This is a genomic window from uncultured Faecalicoccus sp. (assembly GCF_944327125.1).
Classification (GTDB): Bacteria; Bacillota_I; Bacilli_A; order Erysipelotrichales; family Erysipelotrichaceae; genus Faecalicoccus.
This window is the reverse complement of record NZ_CALVGO010000022.1, coordinates 1-21,717: the sequence shown is the minus strand read 5'-3', so window position 1 is coordinate 21,717 and position 21,717 is coordinate 1. Positions and strand designations below refer to the sequence as shown.

The 21,717-nt window shown below is 43.7% G+C and carries 18 protein-coding genes, 2 tRNA genes and 1 other annotated feature; of the genes, 13 read left to right on the top strand and 7 right to left on the bottom strand.

Features of this window, described 5'->3' with window-relative positions:
* Positions 1-226: 226 nt before the first annotated feature.
* The 3 genes from abc-f (at position 227) to Q0K03_RS04200 (ending at position 4,216) form a co-directional block, all read left to right on the top strand.
* Positions 227-1,708: a ribosomal protection-like ABC-F family protein gene (gene abc-f, locus Q0K03_RS04210; RefSeq protein WP_297238053.1), complete on the top strand. Its 1,482-nt coding sequence runs from the start codon at positions 227-229 to the stop codon at positions 1,706-1,708.
* Between the two features lie 63 nt (positions 1,709-1,771).
* On the top strand, positions 1,772-2,902 hold the full coding sequence (locus Q0K03_RS04205) for a DUF362 domain-containing protein (protein WP_297238051.1): 1,131 nt from the start codon (positions 1,772-1,774) through the stop codon (positions 2,900-2,902).
* A 117-nt stretch (positions 2,903-3,019) separates the two neighbouring features.
* Positions 3,020-4,216, top strand: coding sequence for an aspartate kinase (locus tag Q0K03_RS04200; RefSeq protein ID WP_297238049.1), 1,197 nt, complete (start codon positions 3,020-3,022; stop codon positions 4,214-4,216).
* A gap of 38 nt (positions 4,217-4,254) precedes the next feature.
* Here the strand turns inward: Q0K03_RS04200 and Q0K03_RS04195 are convergent, their stop codons facing one another.
* The 3 genes from Q0K03_RS04195 to Q0K03_RS04185 are packed head-to-tail and all read right to left on the bottom strand — an operon-like array spanning position 4,255 to position 8,234.
* On the bottom strand, positions 4,255-6,126 hold the full coding sequence (locus Q0K03_RS04195) for a PTS mannitol transporter subunit IICBA (protein WP_297238047.1): 1,872 nt from the start codon (positions 6,124-6,126) through the stop codon (positions 4,255-4,257).
* A gap of 29 nt (positions 6,127-6,155) precedes the next feature.
* Complete coding sequence (locus Q0K03_RS04190) at positions 6,156-6,917, bottom strand: DeoR/GlpR family DNA-binding transcription regulator (RefSeq protein ID WP_297238045.1); 762 nt, start codon at positions 6,915-6,917, stop codon at positions 6,156-6,158.
* A 54-nt stretch (positions 6,918-6,971) separates the two neighbouring features.
* Positions 6,972-8,234 (bottom strand): zinc-binding dehydrogenase, encoded by a 1,263-nt coding sequence (locus Q0K03_RS04185; RefSeq protein WP_297238043.1) that lies wholly within the window; start codon positions 8,232-8,234, stop codon positions 6,972-6,974.
* 171 nt (positions 8,235-8,405) lie between these two features.
* On the opposite strand from Q0K03_RS04185, the gene pfkB reads away from it, so the two are divergent.
* Together pfkB and Q0K03_RS04175 are read left to right on the top strand one after the other, a co-directional pair.
* Positions 8,406-9,317, top strand: coding sequence for a 1-phosphofructokinase (gene pfkB, locus Q0K03_RS04180; RefSeq protein WP_297238041.1), 912 nt, complete (start codon positions 8,406-8,408; stop codon positions 9,315-9,317).
* Between the two features lie 82 nt (positions 9,318-9,399).
* Positions 9,400-10,290, top strand: a complete 891-nt coding sequence (locus Q0K03_RS04175; protein WP_297238039.1) for a PHP domain-containing protein — start codon at positions 9,400-9,402, stop codon at positions 10,288-10,290.
* Between the two features lie 12 nt (positions 10,291-10,302).
* On the opposite strand, the gene Q0K03_RS04170 is transcribed toward Q0K03_RS04175, so the two are convergent.
* Positions 10,303-10,854 (bottom strand): DUF308 domain-containing protein, encoded by a 552-nt coding sequence (locus Q0K03_RS04170; RefSeq protein WP_297238036.1) that lies wholly within the window; start codon positions 10,852-10,854, stop codon positions 10,303-10,305.
* 124 nt (positions 10,855-10,978) lie between these two features.
* On the opposite strand from Q0K03_RS04170, the gene Q0K03_RS04165 reads away from it, so the two are divergent.
* From Q0K03_RS04165 to aroF, 3 genes are all read left to right on the top strand, one after another.
* A complete protein-coding gene (locus Q0K03_RS04165; RefSeq protein WP_297238055.1) occupies positions 10,979-11,527 on the top strand; it encodes a DJ-1/PfpI family protein in 549 nt (182 codons plus the stop codon).
* A complete protein-coding gene (locus Q0K03_RS04160; protein WP_297238034.1) occupies positions 11,511-14,015 on the top strand; it encodes a glutamate-cysteine ligase family protein in 2,505 nt (834 codons plus the stop codon). Before Q0K03_RS04165 ends, Q0K03_RS04160 begins: the two co-directional genes overlap by 17 nt.
* 29 nt (positions 14,016-14,044) lie before the next feature.
* Positions 14,045-14,276: a binding site (T-box leader), on the top strand.
* Between the two features lie 34 nt (positions 14,277-14,310).
* Complete coding sequence (gene aroF, locus Q0K03_RS04155; protein ID WP_297238032.1) at positions 14,311-15,315, top strand: 3-deoxy-7-phosphoheptulonate synthase; 1,005 nt, start codon at positions 14,311-14,313, stop codon at positions 15,313-15,315.
* A gap of 17 nt (positions 15,316-15,332) precedes the next feature.
* Here the strand turns inward: aroF and Q0K03_RS04150 are convergent, their stop codons facing one another.
* Both Q0K03_RS04150 and Q0K03_RS04145 read right to left on the bottom strand, forming a co-directional pair.
* Positions 15,333-16,715, bottom strand: coding sequence for an aldehyde dehydrogenase (locus Q0K03_RS04150; protein WP_297238030.1), 1,383 nt, complete (start codon positions 16,713-16,715; stop codon positions 15,333-15,335).
* Positions 16,705-17,916, bottom strand: a complete 1,212-nt coding sequence (locus Q0K03_RS04145; protein WP_297238028.1) for an iron-containing alcohol dehydrogenase — start codon at positions 17,914-17,916, stop codon at positions 16,705-16,707. Before Q0K03_RS04145 ends, Q0K03_RS04150 begins: the two co-directional genes overlap by 11 nt.
* A 115-nt stretch (positions 17,917-18,031) precedes the next feature.
* Between Q0K03_RS04145 and Q0K03_RS04140 the strand changes: the two genes are divergently transcribed.
* Positions 18,032-18,346, top strand: a complete 315-nt coding sequence (locus Q0K03_RS04140) for an acylphosphatase (protein WP_297238027.1) — start codon at positions 18,032-18,034, stop codon at positions 18,344-18,346.
* A 21-nt stretch (positions 18,347-18,367) separates the two neighbouring features.
* Here the strand turns inward: Q0K03_RS04140 and uraA are convergent, their stop codons facing one another.
* Entirely contained in the window at positions 18,368-19,624 is a 1,257-nt protein-coding gene (gene uraA, locus Q0K03_RS04135; protein ID WP_366774988.1) for a uracil permease, read from the bottom strand.
* A gap of 84 nt (positions 19,625-19,708) precedes the next feature.
* Between uraA and Q0K03_RS04130 the strand changes: the two genes are divergently transcribed.
* The 4 genes from Q0K03_RS04130 to Q0K03_RS04115 all read left to right on the top strand — a co-directional run.
* Positions 19,709-19,785, top strand: a tRNA-Arg gene (locus Q0K03_RS04130).
* 47 nt (positions 19,786-19,832) lie between these two features.
* A tRNA-Arg gene (locus tag Q0K03_RS04125) sits at positions 19,833-19,909 on the top strand.
* 337 nt (positions 19,910-20,246) lie between these two features.
* Positions 20,247-20,393: a hypothetical protein gene (locus Q0K03_RS04120; RefSeq protein ID WP_297238023.1), complete on the top strand. Its 147-nt coding sequence runs from the start codon at positions 20,247-20,249 to the stop codon at positions 20,391-20,393.
* A 161-nt stretch (positions 20,394-20,554) separates the two neighbouring features.
* A partial coding sequence (locus Q0K03_RS04115) for an ATP-binding protein (protein ID WP_297238021.1) occupies positions 20,555-21,717 on the top strand: 1,163 nt, incomplete at its 3' end.

The following is a 21,717-nucleotide window of genomic DNA, read 5'->3' as shown; positions in this document are numbered from 1 at the left end:
CTGTTTATTCAGGAAATTCGTAAACGCATCGCATAGAATCTTGAAATCGCATCATGATGTGTTATAGTTGAATTGGTGATAAGATGAAACTGCTTCGACAAATTGTAAACATTGAATATTTCAGAATACAGTAATGTGGACTTTGTCGGAGCTTTATTCTTAAAAATTGAATGGTCAAGCACTTTCTTTACTGTACGAAAGTGCTTTTTTTATGGGAGGGATGTCTATGTCGATGATACAGGTTGAGGACTTGAGTTTTACATATGAAGACAGTGGGAAATCCGTATTTGAACATGTGAATTTTATGATCGATACCGATTGGAAACTTGGCTTTGTAGGAAGAAACGGACGAGGCAAAACCACTTTCTTGTCTTTGTTGATGGGAAAGATGGAATATACGGGAAAGATTCATTCCAATGTCCGTTTTGATTATTTTCCATTTGAGGTTTCGGATGAATCCAAGATGACTTTAGACATTCTTTTTGAAATTGAACCCACGATAGAGGAATGGATGATCTTTCGGGAACTGAATTTACTGGAAGTGGATGCCGAAGTTCTGTATCGTCCTTTCTTTACTTTATCCCAGGGAGAAAAGACAAAGGTTTTGTTGGCGGTGCTGTTTCTAAGACCGGAGCATTTTTTATTGATCGATGAACCGACCAATCATCTGGATGCCCAGGCTCGTTTGACGCTAATGAAATACCTTCGAAAGAAAAAAGGTTTCATCCTGGTGTGTCATGATCGAATGGTTTTAGATGGATGCATTGATCATGTCCTGGCCATTAACCGAATGAACATTGAAGTGCAGGCCGGAAACTATTCGTCCTGGCTGGAAACTTTTTCCAAACGGCAAATACGGGAGGCCCAGGAAAATGAGCGGTTAAAAAAAGATATTCAACGTTTGAAAGAGTCCTCCCAACGAACTGCCATGTGGTCGGATAAAGTGGAAGCTTCCAAGATCGGGGCTGCGGATAAAGGATATGTCGGACACAAGGCGGCTAAGATGATGAAACGCTCAAAATCCATTGAGAATCGGCAGAAGGCAGCGTTAGATCAAAAGCGGGAACTCTTGAAAAATACCGAAGAAGCCCAAACACTGAAGCTGGAACCCCTGGTGCATCCTTCCCGGGTCCTGGTATCTTATCAGAACGTATCGGTCTGTTATGAGAAGAAACCGATTTGTGCACCGGTGAGCTTTTCTATTGAGAAGAAAGATCGAATGTTTCTGGAAGGGAAAAACGGGAGTGGAAAGAGTTCGCTGATCAAGCTTCTTTTTGATGATTCGATCTCCTATACAGGATGGAAAGAAGCGGCTTCTGGATTGGTGATTTCTTATGTGTCTCAGGATACTTCAAGTTTAAAGGGGAATCTTTCAGAGTATGCCAAAATGTATGGCATCGATGAATCGTTGTATAAAAGCCTGCTTAGAAAAATGGGGTTTGAACGGGAACAGTTTTTGATCGATATGGAAAATTTTTCCGACGGACAGAAGAAAAAGGCGATGCTGGCAAGAAGTCTGTGCGAAAAAGCGCATTTATATATTTGGGATGAACCGTTGAATTTCATAGATATTTATACGCGTAAACAAATTGAGGATCTGATTCTTCAATATGAGCCGACCATGCTTCTGGTGGAACATGATGCTTCCTTCCGGGATCGGATCATGACAAAATCGGTTACGGTTCAACAGATGGTTAGATGCAAATAACTTTTTTTGCGGTTCTCAAAAGAAAATTTAGTGTACAATACGATTGAAAGACAGGTGAAATACATGGAAAAGGCAAAAGTTTACTTTACAGATTTTCATACAGAGGCTTTTGGTGACGGTCTTCCCACCAAACTGCAGAAGCTGGTACGAAGAGCGGGCATTGCCGATCTGGATATGGAAGGGAAATTTGTCGCAATCAAGATGCATTTTGGAGAATTGGGAAATATCTCTTATTTACGGCCAAACTATGCCAGAGCCGTCGTAGATGTTGTCAAAGAGCTGGGTGGAAAGCCGTTCTTGACCGACTGTAACACAATGTACCCTGGAAGCCGCAAAAACGCATTGGAACATTTGGAATGCGCCTGGCAGAATGGGTTTACGCCGCTGACAGTGGGTTGTCCGGTTATTATTGGCGATGGTTTGAAGGGAACCGACGATATCGATGTTCCTGTTCAGGGTGGAGAATATATCAAAGAAGCGAAAATCGGAAGAGCCATCATGGATGCGGATGTTTTCATTTCCTTAACGCATTTTAAAGGGCATGAAATGACAGGTTTTGGCGGTGCAATCAAAAATATTGGGATGGGATGTGGTTCCCGTGCCGGAAAATGCGATCAGCACAGCAGCGGAAAACCACATATTGATCCGGAAGCGTGCCGAGGGTGCCGCCGCTGTCAGAAAGAGTGTGCCAATGGCGGTCTTGAATTTGATGAAGCGACAAAGAAGATGCATGTAAATGCGAACAACTGTGTGGGATGCGGACGTTGTTTGGGCGCTTGTAATTTTGATGCGATCCAGTTTGATAACGATGCGGCCAACGCCCTTCTGAACCGTCGTATGGCAGAATATACCAAGGCGGTTGTAGATGGTCGTCCTTGTTTCCACATTTCATTGATCGTAGATGTCAGTCCGAACTGTGACTGCCATGGAGAAAATGATGTTCCGATCTTGCCGAATATAGGAATGTTTGTCTCAAAAGATCCGCTGGCCTTGGATCAGGCGTGTGTGGATGCCTGTCTGGCTTCAAAACCGCTTCCAGGAAGTCAGCTGGCGCGTCATTTGGAAGACCCGAATTTCAAAGATCATCACGATCATTTTACCAATTCTTCGCCGGAATCCGAATGGAAAAGCTGTTTGGAACACGCCGAAAAGATTGGTTTGGGAACTCGTGAGTACGAATTGATCAAAATATAAAGAACTTGATATTTATCATAAAAATTGAAAGGTGTCGGTGGTGGCCGATGCCTTTTTCTTTGGTTGCGAAACGCATTTTTGAATGATAAAATAAACGCGATTTAAAGGATGGATCTTATGCATATCGTAGAAAAATATGGAGGGACAAGCGTTGGCTCCATTGAACAAATACTGGCGATTGCCAAACATGTCAAAGAGATGAAAGAAGCCGGGCATACATTGATCGTTGTTGCCAGTGCGATGGGCGGCATGACCAATAAACTGATTTCTTTGGCTTCGCAGGTTTCCACGCATATGAACAAACGGGAACTGGACTCTCTTCTTTCCACGGGCGAACAGCGGACGATCACACTGTTAGCGATGGCCATAGATGCCCTGGGGGTCCCGGCGATTTCTTTGACGGGATATCAGTGCGGCTTTATCACTAGCCATCATCATGCCCATGCCCGCATCAAAGATATTGATTTGACCAACGTCAGGAAATACTTAGAGGAAGGAAAGGTCGTTGTGGTGGCCGGTTTTCAAGGGGCGACGGAAAATGGCGAGATCACGACATTGGGGCGTGGCGGAAGCGATACGACAGCTGTCGCTCTGGCGGCAAAGTTAGGCTGGGAGTGTCATATCTATACGGATGTCAACGGCGTGTACACCATTGATCCGCGGCTTTATCCGAAGGCAAAAAGATTAAAGGAAATCACATATTCAGAAATGATGCAGATGGCTTGTTTGGGATCAGGGGTTTTAGAAACACGAAGCGTGGAACTGGCCAGTAAATACCAGGTGCCTTTGTATTTAGGAAAGGCCCTTGAAGAGAAAAAGAAAGGAACGTGGATCATGGAGAACACAAAACAGCTGGAAGATATGCCGATCACGGGCATCAGTGTAAAAGATGATTATGCGATCATGCGCATCAATCATATCGAAAATGACGGTGTATTTTTAGGCCAACTTTTCAAAATGATTGCCGATCTCAATATCAATCTGGATACGATCTCTCAACAGCTGGATGATGAAGGAAAGGCCAACTTTTCTTTCTATTGTACAGAAGAACAAAGCCGGATCATCATGGAGAACATGGATAAGGTGCTGGAAAAATATCCAATCACCCGGATGTTGGGGTTTATCAAACTTTCCCTGGTGGGATTGGGAATCTCCACACACAGCGGAATTGCCTCTAAGGTTTTGAATACACTGCGGGAAAATGAAATTCCCTATTATATGATCACATCCAGCGAGATCTCGATTTCTTTGACGATCGACGCCCAGGATAAGGAAAAGGCAATCGAAGTGTTAGGAAAAGCTTTTGATTTATAAGAAAGAGGAGAAGTCATGTTGCTTCTCCTCTTGTTTTACTATTTTGTCAAGATATCCAGGATCCAGTCTTTGTCTTCTGTCGTTTTCATTTTTTTCAGGACTTCTGGATCGTCCAATGCGGTACATACTTTGGAGAGGACCTCCATATGCTCTCCGCCTTTTCCGGCAATTCCGATGACAAGTTCGGCTTTTTCTTCACCGAAGCGGACACCTTCTGGATATTGGAACAATACGATACCGGTTTTTTTGATTGTTCCATCCCCGTGCGTTGTTCCATGAGGGATGGCCAGCCCCATTCCAATGTAAGTGGTAACGATCTTCTCACGCTCTAACATGGCAGGAACGTAATCTTCTGTAACGTAGCCCAGTTCGACCAGCTTTTTACCGGCGGCTTCGATGGCCTCTTCTTTGGAAACCGGCTTCTGGTTCAAGACGATACCCTCTTTGATCAGCACGTCTTTGGCAAACAAAGGTTCATTTTCTTTCTGAGCAGGTGCTTCTTCCTCTGTTTCTGTCACCAGGGCATCTCCGGTGGATAACTGGAAGAAAAGTTCATCCAGGGCCGGATCAGCTAGGAAGTTTTTGATCGTAACCAGGATCGCATTCGGTGCGCATTCTCTGGCGCGGTCCTGAAGCACGGTCTGTACGACTGCGATATCACAATCGGCAGGAATGTTGTCAACGGAGGTGTTTGTGACGACAATATCCGGACGAACAGTTTTTAAACGGTTGCGGAATTTTGTCGCTCCCATTGCACTGGATCCCATACCGGCATCACAGGCAAATACGATCTTTTTAGCGGCGAAGATATTCTGGTCTGTGATCAGGCCTTTGGACTGTGCTTTCATTTCGGACATTTGATCCTGGGCCTCATCCAGGGATTTGGCCTTGGAGCTGGTCAGTTTGATGATTGGTCCGGCAATCGCAAAGGATACACCTGCGGCGATAACGACGCCTAAAATCGTTAATAAGATCGAGTCTTTTGGCGCCATGGATACAAAGGCGAAGATGGATCCAGGCGAAGCAGGTCCCTGTAAGCCGCATCCCGTCAATGAATAGAAGGTGATGGCGCAGATGTTTCCTACGATAGGGGCGATGATCACGATAGGGTTCATTAAGATATATGGGAAATAGATCTCATGGATACCACCTAAAAAATGAATGATAATAGCTCCAGGGGCGGAATCTCTGGTCGCTTTGTCCTTGGAGAAGAACCAGTACGCCAACAATACTCCTAGCCCTGGTCCTGGATTTGCTTCCAGCATATACATGATCGAGCGTCCGGTTTCGGCAGCCTGTTCAATTCCGATCGGGGTAAAGATCCCGTGGTTGATCGCATTGTTCAAGAACAGTACTTTGGCCGGTTCGATAAAGATCGCAACCAGCGGCAAAAGACCGCGGGTGATCAAAGCGTTGACGCCGGCCGTTAATACAGCCAGAATGATTTCCATCAGCGGGCCGATCATATAGTATCCAAAGATCGCAAGGATCATACCGAAGATGCCCACCGAGAAGTTATTGATAAGCATTTCGAAGCCGGCCGGCATGTGTCCTTCCATGGCCTGATCGAATTTTTTGATGATCCATCCGGCAAAAGGTCCCATAAACATGGCGGCCATCAACATGGTCTGGCCTTCGGTTCCGCCAACGCCGGCGATACATCCCATGATGGCGATGGCTCCCATGACCATGCCTCGGTCTTTACCGACCATTCGTCCGCCGGTGGCGGCAATCAGGATCGGCAATAAATACGTCAGCATATATGGCTGAATGGATGCCAGCTGTTCGTTTGGCAGCCATCCGTCGGCTATAAAGAGAGCGGTAATAAATCCCCAGGCGATAAAAGCGCCAATGTTTGGCATGACCATCGCCGACAGGAATTTACCAAATTTCTGCAGTGCTGTTTTCATGATAATAGTCTTCCTTCTAGAAGACCAGGTTATTGTATGATAACCCCCTGATCTTCGCATTCTTGTATAAAGTCTTCTGGAAGATGAGAATCACTGACAACGATATCGGCATCTTTTAAGTCGCAGATATGATAAGTGCCTTCTTTATCTAATTTCGATGAATCCATTAATATAATTAATTTTCTGGCTTTGCGGATCACAAGCCGCTTTAACTGAGCGTCGGCATAGGATTCACAGGTGAAGCCGGTATGTTTGGAATAGCGGGTCACTCCCATAAAGGCTATGTCGAAGTTGACGTTTCTTAACAATTCCAAAGCTTCGGCTCCTGTTACGCTCAATGAATTGCGGTTAATACTTCCTCCACACAGTACACAATGCGCCTGTTTTAATCGCGCTATCTCTATGGCGCACGATAGGGAACTGGTGAAGAAAGTGCCTGGCTGATCCGGTAAAATGTTGGACAACATGGTTGTCGTGCTGCCGGAATCGATAAAAATCGTTTTATTCGGTTCGGCCAGTGCGATTGCCTTTTTCGCAATGCTCATTTTTTCATCGGTATTCTGAATATATCGTCTTTTTAAAAGGTCATCGTTTCCGGTTACTGTTTCCAGCGATTTAGCGCCGCCGTGGATACGGACTAAACGCTGGTCGGCATCCAGCACCTTTAAATCGGTGCGTAATGTCATATCGGAAACAGAAGGAAAGCGTTCTTTGATTTGGGCAAAAGTCACGCTCCCCTGTTCGTTGACAAAGCGTACGATATCATTTCGTCGTTTTTCCATTACTTCCATTTTAGCCTCCTGATTTATCAGCCTTAACGGAGATAAACCGAAAGCTGATAATGATTATTCTTCTGTAAAGTGTGCAAGAAGATATTCTTCGGCTTCTGGACACCATAAACCTTTATTGGCTTCAACGATATCCGCCAGTTTTCCATAACGAGGATCTTCTTTTTCTTTGGAACGCAGATCATCCAATGCGATCAGCGGCATCGAGATGTGGGTATAAATCAGCTTCTTTCCGCCAGGAATCTTAGGCAGATTCAAGGTTGTCGAAGCAGCGGCATCCAACCCGCCGATGTGAGTGACCATAACCGATGGATCGATGCGTCCCTGAGCTGTCAGTTCCAGGGATTCGATCATATCTGCAGTATTTCCTCCGGTCGTTCCCATAACGTGAGTGGAGTTATAGTGAACATCATAGAAGTTCATTTTGGCACTGAATTGATTGTCCGTTGGTCCGGCAAAGAAGTTCAGACAGCCATCGCGTCCCAGAATGCCGCTGGATTGTTCAACTACGGCAGCCACAGGTGCGTAGCAGAATACGTCATCGTATCCGGTTCCGCCTGAAAGTTCTCTTAAATAGGCAACAGGATCTTCAACGTTTCCGGTATTGACAAAGTGCAGGTCAATTCCATCTTTTTTCGCTTCTTCCGGCGGGAACAAGTGAGCCGCCCGGTCCAAACGATCCTGGTTGACATCGGTTACGACCACCATACCTGGACGAATGTCTCTATGCAAAGCATATGTCAGTGCGCCTAACCCCATAGGTCCGGCTCCGGCCATAATCGCCAGCTTTCCGCCTTCTTTGATGCCCATTTCGTGCGTGTAAACCCCCATCTTAGTATGGTAGGCGGCATTGAAGGCGCCGATGGAACATGACATAGGTTCTGCCAGACTGGCTTCATAGTAAGCCTTTCCTTTGTATTCCAATAAGCATCCTAATTCCATAACTTCTTGTGGGATGATGCAGTAAGTGGCATCGCCGCCGAAGAATTCATAGGAATAGCCAGGAGACCACATGGTTCCTTTGTAGTTCAAGGCAGGCTGTAAGGTAAATTTCATGCCTGGTTTGAATTTGTCCTGGTGCTTGGCACCGACTTTGACGATATCCCCGGCCATTTCATGTCCCATGATGGCTGGGTGATCCGCTACATCTTCGTGCACTCTTTTATGCTTTGTACCAAGAATAGCACATTTGTAAGTGGACATACAAACGCTGTCCGAAACGACTTTCACCAGAATCTCGTCATCCTTGATCTCCGGCAGTTCAAATTCGTCCAGGCGCAAATCGTTGGCGCCGTGAAGACGTACCGCTTTAACTTTCATTTTAACAACTCCTTTCTCGATTAAACTGTTGTTCTAAAAGTTCTAACTGTATAATACCACGTTTATTTCGCTTGTCAACTGTTAAAACAACAATTTTCTATTTGACTTTCAACAATTCAAATGGTATTCTGTTTTCAGAAAGAAAAAGATCCACTATAAAAGGAGGCAATTATGATCTACACGGTTACTTTCAATCCATCTTTAGACTACATCATTCAGGTAAAAGACTTTAAGACAGGTCAAATCAACAAGACAACGTATGAAAAGATCCTTCCTGGCGGAAAAGGAATCAATGTAGCCATCGTTTTAAGCAATCTGGGACATTCCAGTACCGCTTTGGGATTTATGGCCGGCTTTACCGGAAAAGAAATTGAACATCGTTTGAAGGAGTTTGGCTGTTCTTCTTCCTTTATTCAAGTCAAAGAAGGATTGTCTAGAATCAATGTCAAAATGAAATCCAATGAAGAGACAGAAATCAACGGACAAGGGCCAAACATTCAGAAAGAAAATATTGAAGAATTGTTTACACAGCTGGAAGCTATGAAAAAAGAAGATATTTTGGTTATTTCCGGCAGCATACCCGGTACGCTCCCCGATACGATGTACGAACAGATTCTTCAAAGAGTGCAGCACATCGGATGCAAAGTGGTCGTGGATGCGACCAATACCTTACTGATGAAAGTGCTTCCTTATCATCCATTCTTGATCAAGCCCAATAATATAGAACTGGGAGAGATCTTTGGCGTAGAACTTAACACCCAGGAAGAAGTTTTACCTTATGCGCATAAGCTGCAGGAATTAGGAGCACGCAACATTCTGGTTTCTATGGCCGGAAAAGGCGCTGTGTTATTGGATGAAAACGGAAAGGAACATCGCTCTTTGGCGCCGAAAGGAACGGTGATCAATTCTGTAGGTGCCGGAGATTCCATGGTGGCCGGCTTCATTTCCGGCTGCATTGAAAGTGATTATGATTATTCGCATGCCTTTATCAAAGGCGTATGCAGTGGAAGTGCCAGTGCCTTTTCGGAAAATTTATGCACCAAAGAAGAGGTTCTCGCATTGATGGAGACGATGAAAGGGTGATGTAAAATCATCCTTTTTTTACGGACTATGGATTGCAGTCAGTCTTCCTTTTGACTAAAATAGGGTCGGAAGGATGAGAAATATGAACAATTTTGATTTACATATGCATTCCAATCGGAGCGGAGATGGACAATTTTCTCCTGCTGAGCTGATCGCAATGCTTAAACAAGCCGATATTCAAGTAGCGGCCCTGAGCGATCACGATACGATTTCCGGAGTTTTGGAAATGATCGAAGAAGGCAAAAAGGCCGGGATCCGTATAATACCTGCCATCGAATGTTCGACACTCTTGGGCCAGTATGATGTCCATGTCTTAGGGTATGGAATTGATTTGAAAGATCCATATTTTGTCAATCTTCAAAAAAATATTCAAAGTAAAAATCAGGGCGTTTTTCATCAAAGAGTTGAAAAACTAAGAGCCAAGTATCATGTGGAAATCGATGAAGAAGCAATATTGAAAGAAGCCAATGGGACCAATCCTTGGTTTATCATGATGACAAGAATCTTTCAGGATCCAAGATATCAGGAAATTGAAGATTTCAAAGATTATATTCCTGGAGGCAAACGCTCAGACCCGGCTCCTGTCAATTTTTTCTGGGATAAATGCATGCCGGGAAGTGATCTCTATGTTCAGGCGTATAACCCGGATTTTAAAGATACGATCCAGAAGATTCATGAAGCAGGAGGTCTTGCGATCATTGCCCATCCGTATCAGACGTTCTATCATAACCAAGAACGTCTTCAATACGCGCTGGATTGCGGAATCGACGGATTGGAGGCTTACAGCAACTACCATAAGCCGGAACATAATGAATATTATGAAAGCTTTGCCCGTAAACATAACCTTTTGATCACTTGCGGAAGTGATTTCCACGGCGAAAAAAAGCCCAGTATCAAACTGGGCGAATATGGTCTTGAAAAAGATGGAAGTGAATTCCTGCATCGTTTTCTAAACGCGTTGGATCATCGTTAAGGTGATCCTTTTTTATTCGAATTCTTCAAATTGTTTTTTGTATTTATGAAGTGTGTAATCGTAGCCGAAAAGAAGAACGCCTTCCACGATCAGGCTCAAGCCGATCACCTGCATAAGAAATGCCACCGACTGCAACGGCTTTAACAGTAATAAGATTCCGATTCCCAGACAGATGGCGGAAACAATGGCGGAGATCTTCCAGTTTGAAAAGCCGTAGTCTTTGAGTAAGAACGATTTTTGAAGCTGAATGATGGAATTGACCATGATAACGATTCCCGTTAGGATCGGAAGCATCGCAATCAAAGACTCCGGAGACAGAATCAGAAAGATTCCCACCAACAGGCAGGGAAGGCCGGCAAACAAAGGCGTGGTATCTACCGAGATCCGTTTGCCAAAATACGTGTACAAAAAGGTGATCCCGGCAGCCACCAAAGCTACACCGAGAATACGGATCGCAATGGAAAGCAGGTCTTTGTTCAAAAAAATCAGGATGAGTCCAAAAAGAATATAGAAAAGGGCCATCATCCGTACTTCTTTTCTTCTGGGATTGATTAAATGGTTCATATGTGTTCCTTCTCTCTTTTCTATATTATATCATTTCAAAGGGAAAAATAACTTTTAAACGCAACCGGGTCTATCAAACGGTTTGTATCAAAAATAAGGTTCGTTGTATACTAAAACCGAGGTGATAAACGTGAAAGCTTGTATCGTAATGGATAATGGTTTTGAAGAACTGGAAGCAATGGGACCAATTGCGCTTTTAAGAAGGGCTGGCATCGAAGTCGATATTGTCAGTGTAGAAAACGATCATGTCACAGGCCGTTTTGGCGTAACTTATTCGCCTTCGATTCCTTTTGATTCGTATGATTTCTCCAAGGCCGATTGTTTGATTCTTCCTGGAGGGCCGCATTGGGAAAAAATCGTGTCCAATGAAAAAGTATGCGAACAATTAAAAGCCTTTGCTCAGGATAAAGTGTTGGCTGCAATCTGTGCCGCGCCGACGATCTTAGGAAAACTGGGCTTGTTGAAAGGGAAGAAATACACATGTTTTGAAAGCATGAATGAAGATTTTGGCGGAGAATACCAGTATCGGTATACGGTTCGTGACGGCAATATCATCACGGCCATATCGGCAGCCGCAAGCATTGAATTTGCCTTTAGTATCATTGAAGAGCTTCTGGGAAAGGAAAAGACAGAAGCCGTTAAGAAATCGATTTATTATGATGCCACTCACTGATTATTTTCTAAAAGGATCCAAACATTCTCAAACGGGCCAGATTGGTTTGGAAGTCGAACATTTTCTTGTTTCCAAAAAAGACGGAACACCGATGCCGTATCACGGCCCTAAAGGGGTGGGGGCTCTTTTAGAGACTCTAAAAGAAGACTACCCGGATCATTATTATGAACAAGGGCAGCTGATCGGCTTAGAATCCCCGGATGTTTTGATCACTCTGGAGCCGGGTTCTCAGTTAGAAATCTCCATCGCCTGCATGGAAGATCTGGATACGATCTTAAAGATCTACCTGAAGGCGCTGAAGCCCATCCTTGGTTATCTTTGCGATTTAGAATACGAATGCCTTTGTGTCGGCGGTCTTCCTGGCGTGTCGGCTCAGCAGGTTTTACGCATTGATAAACAGCGCTATGAGCTGATGGAGAAATACTTTGAAAAGACCGGTCAGCGAGGCAAAGAAATGATGAAGGCCACCGCGGCCGTGCATGTCAGTGTGGATTATGCGGATGAAAAAGATTTCATCAATAAATATCGCATGGCCCACATCCTGCATCCGCTTCTGGCTTTTATAACTTCACACAGTTTTGTTTATGCCGGAAAGAAGAATGAAGATATTTTATTACGAGATTCGATTTGGACGCATACCGACCCGAAACGATGCGGAATCTTTCCCGGTCTCTTTTTGGATGATTTTGGATTCGATGCCTATGCCAAAGTGCTTATGGATACTCCGCTGATCTTGATGAACGATCATGGAGAATTTGTCGATACACAGGAAAAAACCTGTGAGGAAGTCGCTCAAAGCTATGGCTATGATGAAGCCTGCATTGGGCATTATCTTTCGATGGTGTTCTGGAATGTTCGTTTGAAACAGTTTATAGAGATTCGCAGTGCCGATTCTATGCCGCCTTTATATACGCAGGCGTATTGTGCCCTGATCAAAGGTTTGTTCTATTCCGAAAAGAATGTACAGAAATATGCCTCTTTGACAAAGGATGAACAAGATATCCGTGCCGCTTTAAAGAATCTAAGAGAAAAAGGGTATCAGGCCCAGGTTTATGGATATTCTGCCTATGGCTTGTTGCGAGAAATGCTTGAAGATGGAGCAGAATACCTGAATGATAAAGAGAAGAAATTTCTTTTGCCTTTGACAGAAATCGTAGAAAATCAGGCGCATATTCCGGATCTTACCATAGAACAGACATATCAGAAGCTGATTTTGACGCATTGGATTTCTTCCAAGGAAAGTGCTATGAAGATTACCACGGCCATCCAGAAAAGTGAATTGAATCTGGGAGGAAATATGTATACGCGGACTTTGCACGTTCCTAAGATCTTTACCCAGACGGATAAACAAAATTTCATTCAAATTGTAAACCAGACCTACAGGATCTTTACCAAAGTGATCGATGCGTACAAAAAAGATTCCAGTATTCGGACTTTGTTTGGATTTTCGAAGCAGCTGGAAGAGCTGATCTTATGTGAACCTTTTTATACCAGTCCGGTTCCCATTTGCCGCATTGATATTTTTTATGATGAAAAAACAAAAAACTTTGCCTTTTGTGAATTCAATACCGATGGAACTTCGGCTATGAACGAAAACAAGCGGTTGAATGATTTTCTGTGCTTGAATAATATTTATCAGTATGACCCGCATTCCTATGAGATCTTAGAACTGGTGGATCGCTGGGCCGATGCTTTGATCCAGACCATGAAAGAAGATCCTGGAGTGCCGGAGAATCCACGCATTGGGATCTGCGATTTTTTAGAAAACGCCTACTATACCGAACTGTATGTTTTTGAGCAGGTGTATAAGGATAAAGGATTTGATTGCGAAGTCATCGATATTCGAAAACTGGATTATAAACAAGGAAAACTTGTATCTCAAAAAACCGGAAAGCCGATCGATGTCATCTATCGGCGAGCCGTTACCCGGGATGTGATGGATCATATCGATCAGATCCAGCCTTTTATTCAGGCGTATTTAGATCATGCTTTTTGTTGCATAGGGGCTTTTCAGACTCAGCTTGTTCATCATAAACAAATCATGCAAGTTTTGACAGACCCGCAAATGCAGCGTTATTTTTCGCAAGAAGACATTGAATTCATACAGGCTCATTGCCCTGTAACCTACGATTTGAGCGAAGATCGAATTTCCAGGGTTTTAGAAGATAAAGACCACTGGATCATCAAGCCGAAAGATTCTTATGCTTCAAAAGGCGTATGGGCCGGTGTGGATCTGCATCGCAATCAATGGGAGAAAGTGCTCAGAGAGCATATTAACGATAACTATATCGTTCAGCGCTATATCACACCGTTTAAGACTTTGAATATTGATTTGGTCAACCAGGATGCGTTTATGGAATATTCCAATATGAGCGGGCTCTATGTTTATAATGGAGAATTTGCCGGAGTGTATTCCCGCTTGAGCGATGGGGGCATCATATCGACCCAGTACAATGAAAAAACGATACCAACGCTGTTTGAACGTTGACAAAGTCAAGATGCTCTCATAAAATAAAGTCAACTACAGTGATAAGAAAGAGTACATAAAGTCTAAGCGAAAGAGACCTTCTGGCTGGTGAAAAGAAGGGCGGAAACTTTATGGAATACATCTTGGAGTAGAAGACTGAATTCAGTAGGTCATTCCGGGCACACCCGTTACAGTGTTAGAGTATGATGGTACTCGATGAGGAGAATACTGTGAAGTGTTCTTGAATTAAGGTGGTAACGCGATGTCCCTTTCGCCCTTATGGTGGAAGGGACTTTTTGTATAGGAGGGATACCAGATGATTATCGTATTTAAGCCTCAGGCCCAAAAAAAGGATATCCAGAGGGTGCTGGATAAAGTAGAGAAGCTAGGATTACAGACACATATTTCCCAAGGAGAGAATACGCTTGTCGTCGGACTGGTCGGAGATACGACCCGGGTGGATCCAAAACGCATCGAAGTAGAGGAAAGCGTTGAGCGTATCATGAAGGTCAGTGAACCTTACAAGCTGGCCAACCGGGCCTTTCATCCTGAAGACAGTGTGATCGATGTATCCGGTGTAAAAGTGGGATCGAAGGAACTGACATTGATTGCCGGGCCTTGTTCGGTGGAATCAAAGGAACAGCTTTTGGAAGTGGCACACCGCGTCAAGGAAAGCGGAGCCAATTTGCTAAGGGGCGGCGCCTACAAGCCAAGAACTTCTCCTTATTCCTTTCAGGGGATGGGTTCTTCGGCCTTGGATCTTTTGGTCAAGGCCAAAGAAGAGACGGGTCTTCCTATCGTGAGTGAACTGATGTCGGAAAAACACATCGAAGAATTCAATGATAAGGTCGATCTGGTACAAATCGGGGCCCGCAATATGCAGAACTTTGATTTATTAAAAGAAGTCGGAGAACGGATAAAAAAGCCGGTTCTTCTAAAGCGAGGCTTATCCAATACTTATGAAGAGTGGCTGATGTCGGCCGAATATATTATGGCCCATGGCAATCCGAATGTGATCTTGTGTGAAAGAGGGATCCGTACTTTTGAAACGTATACTCGAAATACTCTGGATCTGCAGGCAATCCCTGTCTTGAAGCGCCTGACGCATTTGCCGATCATCATCGACCCCAGCCATGCCGGGGGAAAATGGTGGCTGGTTGAGCCGATGGCCAAAGCCAGTGTGGTGGCCGGATGTGACGGCTTGATGATCGAGGTCCATAACGATCCAGAGAGCGCCCTTTGTGATGGGCCGCAGTCGTTGAAACCGGACCGTTATGATGATCTGATAAAGAAGATCCGAAAACTGGAAAAAGCATTATAAAAAAGATAGACAAGCGTCTATCTTAAGAAAAATTTTATCATTTTATCGCAAATATTTTTGTATGGCTGATAACGCATAGGCAGATCGATCCATGTCTTTTTATCGACCATACTTTTTTTATGGGAGAACGTGTCAAATCCGATCTTACCATGATACGCTCCCATGCCGCTGGCTCCAACGCCGCCAAAGCCCATTTGGGATGTAGCCAGATGGATGATGACATCGTTGATGCATCCGCCGCCAAACTGAGTGTAAGACTTCACTTTTTCGATGTTTGTCTTATTTTGAGAAAACATATACAGCGCTAAGGGATGCGGATGCGATCGAATGGTCTGGATGGCTTCGTTTAGGCCTTTGTATGTCAACACCGGCAATAAAGGCCCAAAGATCTCTTCTTTCATGATGGCATCTTTCCAGGTCACACGATCCAGGATCGTGGGTTCGATTTGTAAGGAGGCATGATCGCACTTTGCTCCATAGACCACCTTTTCTTCATCGATCAAAGAGCAAAGGCGATGGAAATGTTTTTCATTGATGATCTTTCCATAATCTTTGTTCTTACTAAGAGGGTCGGAAGAATACTGTTTCTGGATTTCGCGGATCAAAGCCTGGATCAGCTGATCTTTGATTTTCTCATCACAGAGGATATAATCAGGGGCCACACAAGTCTGACCGCAGTTGAGGTATTTTCCAAAGACGATCCGACGGGCCGCCAAATCGATCTTGGCACTGTCATCTACGATGCAGGGACTTTTTCCGCCCAGCTCCAAAGTGATAGGGGTAAGATACCGGCTGGCTTTTTCCATGACCAGATGGCCGACGCTTTTACTTCCGGTGAAGAAGATGTAATCAAATTTTTGTTCCAGCAAGGCCTGGTTTTCTTTTCTTCCTCCGTTGATGCAGGTGACATATTCCGGTGTAAAAATCATGGAAACGATCTTTTCCAGAATCGCGCTGGTGTGTGGAGAATAGGCACTTGGTTTCAGGACAACCGTATTTCCGGCTGCAATGGCATCGGCCAATGGATCGATCGTCAGCATGAAGGGATAGTTCCATGGGGACATAATCAAAACGACGCCGTAAGGAGAAGGCTTGACAAAGCTGCGGGAAACATATTGGGAAAGCGGTGTGCGAACCCGCTTTTCTTTTGCCAGACGACGGGTATGCTTGATCATATATGAGATCTCGCTTAAAGCCAGACCGATCTCACACATATAACTTTCGGTAGGACTTTTCCCCAGATCTTTTTTTAAAGCTTCTTCGATCTTATCCTGGTTGGCCTGTATAGCTTTTTTCAGTCGCTGAAGAGCTTCGATTCGTTTTTGAACAGGCAAGGTAGCACCGGTCTCGAAGTAAGCTCGCTGGTTTTGAATGATTTCCTGGATTTCTTTAGCTTCCATGATGTCCCTCCATTAACTGATGATAATAAGTTTCCAATTCTCTGGTATCCATTTCCATCGGGACAGGATACAGCGGGTTTGCCTCATGATCGGCCTGTTTTGCCAAAGCGGGAATGTCTTCTTCTTTGATCTGCGAGAAGGTATCGGGGATCCCAAATGTTTTTTTCATGGTCTTAATGGCTTCTATAAAGTCCTTTGCCCGCTGTTTTTCATCCAGGGCATGACTGGTTCCAGACACTGATGCAAGCTGAGCCAGCTTTTTGGTTGCAGAGCTTCCATAAGCCTCCAGGATCATCGGCAGGATCACGGCGTTGGCAAAACCGTGAGGGATATTGTACTGGCCGCCTAAAGAATGAGCGATGGCATGAACGTATCCAACATAAGACTGAGAAAATGCATTCCCGGCCAAAAAAGCAGCTTCCAGCATGTTTTTGCGGGCATCCAGATCGTTTCCGTCATTGACGGCCTTGGCAAGATTCATAAAAATCAGCTGAATGGCTTTCACGGCATCTTCGCGTGTCTCTTTGGTGGTGGAATTTCCAATATATGCCTCAACGGCATGTGTCAGGGCATCCATTCCTGTCGTTGCGGTCAAAGAAGGCGGGAGGGTCTTAGTAAGGTAAGGGTCCAGGACAGCGTAGCGGGGAATCAAAGGAAAATCATTGATCGGGTATTTGTGCCGTGTCTTAGAGTCTACGATCACCGCCGCTAAAGTTGTTTCGCTTCCAGTTCCGGCTGTGGTAGGAATGGCTACCAGAGGAGGAATTTTCTTTAATACCTTCAGTATTCCTTCCATTTTGGCCAAACTCTTTTTAGGGCGGGCAATTCGGGCCCCTACCGCTTTTGCACAGTCAATGGAAGAGCCGCCTCCAAAACCGATCAAAGCCTGGCAGTGATTCTGAATATAGAGCTTTCTGGCTTCTTCTACATTTTCACTGGTTGGATTGGGAACGGTATCGTCATAGACGATGCACTGGATCCCTTTTTCTTTTAGATCCGCTTCTAAAGGCTGACTTAAGCCAAAAGAACGGATACTTTTGTCGGTGATCAAAAGTACACTTTGTATATCTTTTGAGAGAAACAGATCTGCCAGCGAAAAAATACTGGGTAAGATCTCTGGTTTCCGGTAGGGCAAAAAAGGCAATGCCAGATGGAGAACGTTCTGGTAGATCCGGCAATAGATCTTTCGCACAGGATTCATGGTTGTCCCTTCTTTCTTGGACATTCAAAATATCTATTCTAGGTTTTATCACGCGAAAAAGATCGTGTCAATATGGAAAGCGCTTTCTGATATAATTAAAAAAAGGAAGATTTTTATGAGACTGTTTCGAAACAAACAAGAGGATCCAGCGATACAAAATGATGAGGTTCGTATGCGAATCGTTTTTACAGGCATTGTGCAGGGAGTGGGATTTCGCTATGAAGTGAGCAAACTGGCCAAAGATCTTGAATTAAGCGGATGGGTCCAAAACCAGTATGATGGAAGTGTCCTTTGTGAGCTGCAGGGACCCAGGGAAAAGATCATATTTCTGATTCATCAGCTGGTCATTATGCCAAGGCTCCATATCGATTCGGTGGATAAAAAAATCATCCCGAAAACCAAAGAAAAAGGCTTTCGGGTACGGTACTAAAAAAAGGTGTCCAGGACACCTTTAAGACTCGTCATTGAGCAAATGCAGTTTATCAAACAGATAGAACAATAAAGACATCAGCATACCTGTGATACAGGCAAGTACCATTCCGGATAAAGAAATGCTTCCAATCGTGATGGTCACGCCGCTGAGTCCAACAACGAATACAACGCTGGTCAAGACCATGTTGACGCTTTTTCCATAGTCTACTTTATTGTCGACCAGGATTCGCAACCCGCTGGTTCCAATCATTCCGTACAATAAGAAACTGATTCCTCCGATGACTGGATTTGGGATCGTTTGAATCAAAGCGGACAATGGCCCGATAAAAGAACATACGATAGAAAGGATCGCAGCACCGGCAATGACCTGTACACTGTATACGCCGGTAATGGCCATAACACCGATGTTTTCTCCATAGGTCGTTGTCGGAACCGATCCGATAAGTCCGGAAAGCATACTGGAAAAATTATCCGCAAATAAAGAGCGGTGAAGACCTGGATCTTTGATCAAATCACGGCCTACGATCTTTCCGGTCACGATCTGATGCCCGATGTGTTCGCTGGCAATTACCAGTAAGACAGGAAGCATCATTAAGATCGCATTGATATCAAACTTTGGAAAGGTGAAATTCGGGATGGCGAACAGACTGGCCTCCATGACAGGGGTAAAGTCAACGATTCCCACCATCACGGCGCTAAGATATCCGGCTACCACGGCAATCAAGATAGGGATAACACTTAGAAACTTTTTGAAGCACACACTGCCAATCACGGCAACGCCTAACGTGATGCCAAATACAAGTACGTTTTCAAACTGGATCGCTTGATCGAGCAGACCGGCAGTGCTGGCGGCACTGCTTGAAAGTTCCAATCCGATCAAAGCAACAACAGGGCCCATGGCTGCACTTGGCAGTACGATATCGATCCATTTGGTTCCGAATTTGTAGATGATCCCGGCCAGCAAACATCCACAGAAACCGACAACCACAAATCCGCCCAGGGCGTATTCATAACCCATGCTGGCAATGATTGCGTTTCCAGGCGCAATAAAGGCAAAACTGCTTCCCAGATATGCCGGAGCTTTTCCCTTTGTGATAAAGATAAACAACAATGTTCCAATACCATTCATCAAAAGAACGATGGCAGGATTGATTCCAAACATGAAAGGAACCAGAACGCTGGCACCAAACATGGCGAACATATGTTGAATGCTGAGTGGAACCAAAAGTTTTCCAGGAACTTTTTCTTCCACTTGAATGATTCTTTTAGCCATAATCTCCTCCTTAAAAATAATCTTTAAAAATATACCATAAATCTAAAGTGGAATTCTATAAAAATTATTGTATAATGAATTGGCAATGTGCCCGTAGCTCAATTGGATAGAGTACTTGATTCCGATTCAAGCGGTTGCAGGTTCGATTCCTGTCGGGTGCGCCAGAAAACACAAAAGCTCAGTTTGATCAAAAACTGAGCTTTGATTTCAAGTCTCCGTACCTCAGTAGGATAGAGGGTCCGCCTCCTAAGCGGAACGTCGCAGGTTCGATTCCTGTCGGGGACGCCATCCAAACATTTCCGAAAGTCTTGAATAGGAGGCTTTCGTTTTTTTTGTCGAACAGTCCCGGTTTAGTATGGATATTGCACAACATCGGATATCACATTTAGTGTTGATGATAATGGAATACCAACAAAAGTGGAAATTTCAAAAGCCAATGCGACAACCGGTGAAGAAATCGAAGGGGCTAAGATGTCATTGACCGATAAAGAAACCGGGGCCATCCGTAAACAGAGAAATAAAAAGTAGGAGGCAATGCAATGGAATATAAGCCCGGTGTACTGGGGATCAATGCGATCGATTTGATCAAGGATATAAAAAAGAGAACGATACAGAATGTAACAGGATGGCTTATGTTATGGCCCTGGATCATCTGATGCGAGGTGCCATGGAGGGAGCCGACAATGTACCCAATATGGAAGCTGCTTTGTATTGTTACAGAATGATGAAAGAATTGATCGACGAGAAATATCCGGAAACAGAGACAGAATAGAACAATTTATGAGGAATGGTTCATTGATGAATCAGTCCTTTTAAAAAGTTTTTATCGAAAATAAGTAAAAACCTCTAGATTTTAAAAAGTTTTTCATCATTTTAAGTAAAAACTTTATATATACCCGTTTTTTTAGTACAATGATTGTGGAGGTACGCTTTATGATTCCAAGACCTTATTACCTTGATCTTTTAAATCGTTATAAAGATCTTCCGTTAGTGAAGATTCTGGCGGGAATCCGTCGTTGTGGAAAATCAACGATACTGGAAATGTTTTGCGAGAATCTGATTCAATCGGGTATCAGTAAGGATCACATCATTCAAAGAAGATATACCTCGGAAGATTTCGATAACGGAATGACAGATAAAGATATGTATGAGGATATCAAAAAAGAAATCAAAGACGGAAAAAAGTATTATCTGTTATTGGATGAAGTACAGGAAGTAACAGATTGGGAAAAATCTATCAATAGTCTACTGGAAAATTTTTCAACGGATATTTATGTGACTGGATCCAATTCAAAACTAATGTCTAGAGAAATATCGACCTATCTATCGGGGCGATATGTGGAGATACCGGTATATACACTCTCTTTTTCAGAATACCTGGTTTTTAAAGAAGGAACCGATTTATCAAAGCAAGATCTATTGATGGAATATATCCGGACAGGAGGATTCCCTATCATAGCAGATCATGACTTAGATGAAAGATCTTCCTATCAGATTGTGGAAGGAATCTATCATTCTGTAATTACAAACGACATTACAAAACGATTTAATATTAAAAATTATGACCTTTTTAACCGTGTAGTAAAGTTCATTGTAGAAAATGTGGGAAAAACGTTTTCGGCCAACACGATCGTAAAATATTTAAAAGGTGAAGGACGTTCCTTAACGACAGAATCTATTTATAATTATCTGGAGTGGCTGGAGAAAGCGTTTGTGATTTATCGATGCTCGAGATATGACCTTCAGGGGAAATCGATATTAAAAACACAGGAAAAGTTTTATTTGGCCGATTCTTCTTTAAAATACTGTATTTTAGGGTTCAATCCCCGATCCATTGCAGCTATGTTGGAAAACATTGTATATTTCGAGTTGTTAAGAAAAGGATATAGTGTTTTTATCGGAAAAAATGAAAGAAAAGAAATTGATTTTGTGGGAGTTAAGCAGGATAAAAGAATCTATGTCCAGGTATGCAGAAGGCTTCCGGACGATTCGGATCGGGAAATCAATAATTTATTGGAACTAAGTGATAACTTTCCTAAGTATGTAGTGACCATGGATGAAATGGATGTAGGAAATGTACATGGAGTACAAATTGT

Bases quoted from the DNA above. Each gene is read 5' to 3' on its own strand.
- Q0K03_RS04195 (WP_297238047.1), bottom strand. From the start codon at position 6,126: ATGAAAACAGCACTGCAGAAATTTGGTAAATTCCTGTCGGCGATGGTC.
- Q0K03_RS04170 (WP_297238036.1), bottom strand. From the start codon at position 10,854: ATGAACCATTTAATCAATCCCAGAAGAAAAGAAGTACGGATGATGGCC.
- Q0K03_RS04175 (WP_297238039.1), top strand. From the start codon at position 9,400: ATGAACAATTTTGATTTACATATGCATTCCAATCGGAGCGGAGATGGA.
- Q0K03_RS04200 (WP_297238049.1), top strand. From the start codon at position 3,020: ATGCATATCGTAGAAAAATATGGAGGGACAAGCGTTGGCTCCATTGAA.
- aroF (WP_297238032.1), top strand. From the start codon at position 14,311: ATGATTATCGTATTTAAGCCTCAGGCCCAAAAAAAGGATATCCAGAGG.
- Q0K03_RS04160 (WP_297238034.1), top strand. From the start codon at position 11,511: ATGATGCCACTCACTGATTATTTTCTAAAAGGATCCAAACATTCTCAA.
- Q0K03_RS04185 (WP_297238043.1), bottom strand. From the start codon at position 8,234: ATGAAAGTTAAAGCGGTACGTCTTCACGGCGCCAACGATTTGCGCCTG.
- Q0K03_RS04145 (WP_297238028.1), bottom strand. From the start codon at position 17,916: ATGAATCCTGTGCGAAAGATCTATTGCCGGATCTACCAGAACGTTCTC.
- Q0K03_RS04140 (WP_297238027.1), top strand. From the start codon at position 18,032: ATGAGACTGTTTCGAAACAAACAAGAGGATCCAGCGATACAAAATGAT.
- abc-f (WP_297238053.1), top strand. From the start codon at position 227: ATGTCGATGATACAGGTTGAGGACTTGAGTTTTACATATGAAGACAGT.
- Q0K03_RS04205 (WP_297238051.1), top strand. From the start codon at position 1,772: ATGGAAAAGGCAAAAGTTTACTTTACAGATTTTCATACAGAGGCTTTT.
- Q0K03_RS04150 (WP_297238030.1), bottom strand. From the start codon at position 16,715: ATGGAAGCTAAAGAAATCCAGGAAATCATTCAAAACCAGCGAGCTTAC.
- Q0K03_RS04120 (WP_297238023.1), top strand. From the start codon at position 20,247: ATGGCTTATGTTATGGCCCTGGATCATCTGATGCGAGGTGCCATGGAG.
- pfkB (WP_297238041.1), top strand. From the start codon at position 8,406: ATGATCTACACGGTTACTTTCAATCCATCTTTAGACTACATCATTCAG.
- Q0K03_RS04190 (WP_297238045.1), bottom strand. From the start codon at position 6,917: ATGGAAGTAATGGAAAAACGACGAAATGATATCGTACGCTTTGTCAAC.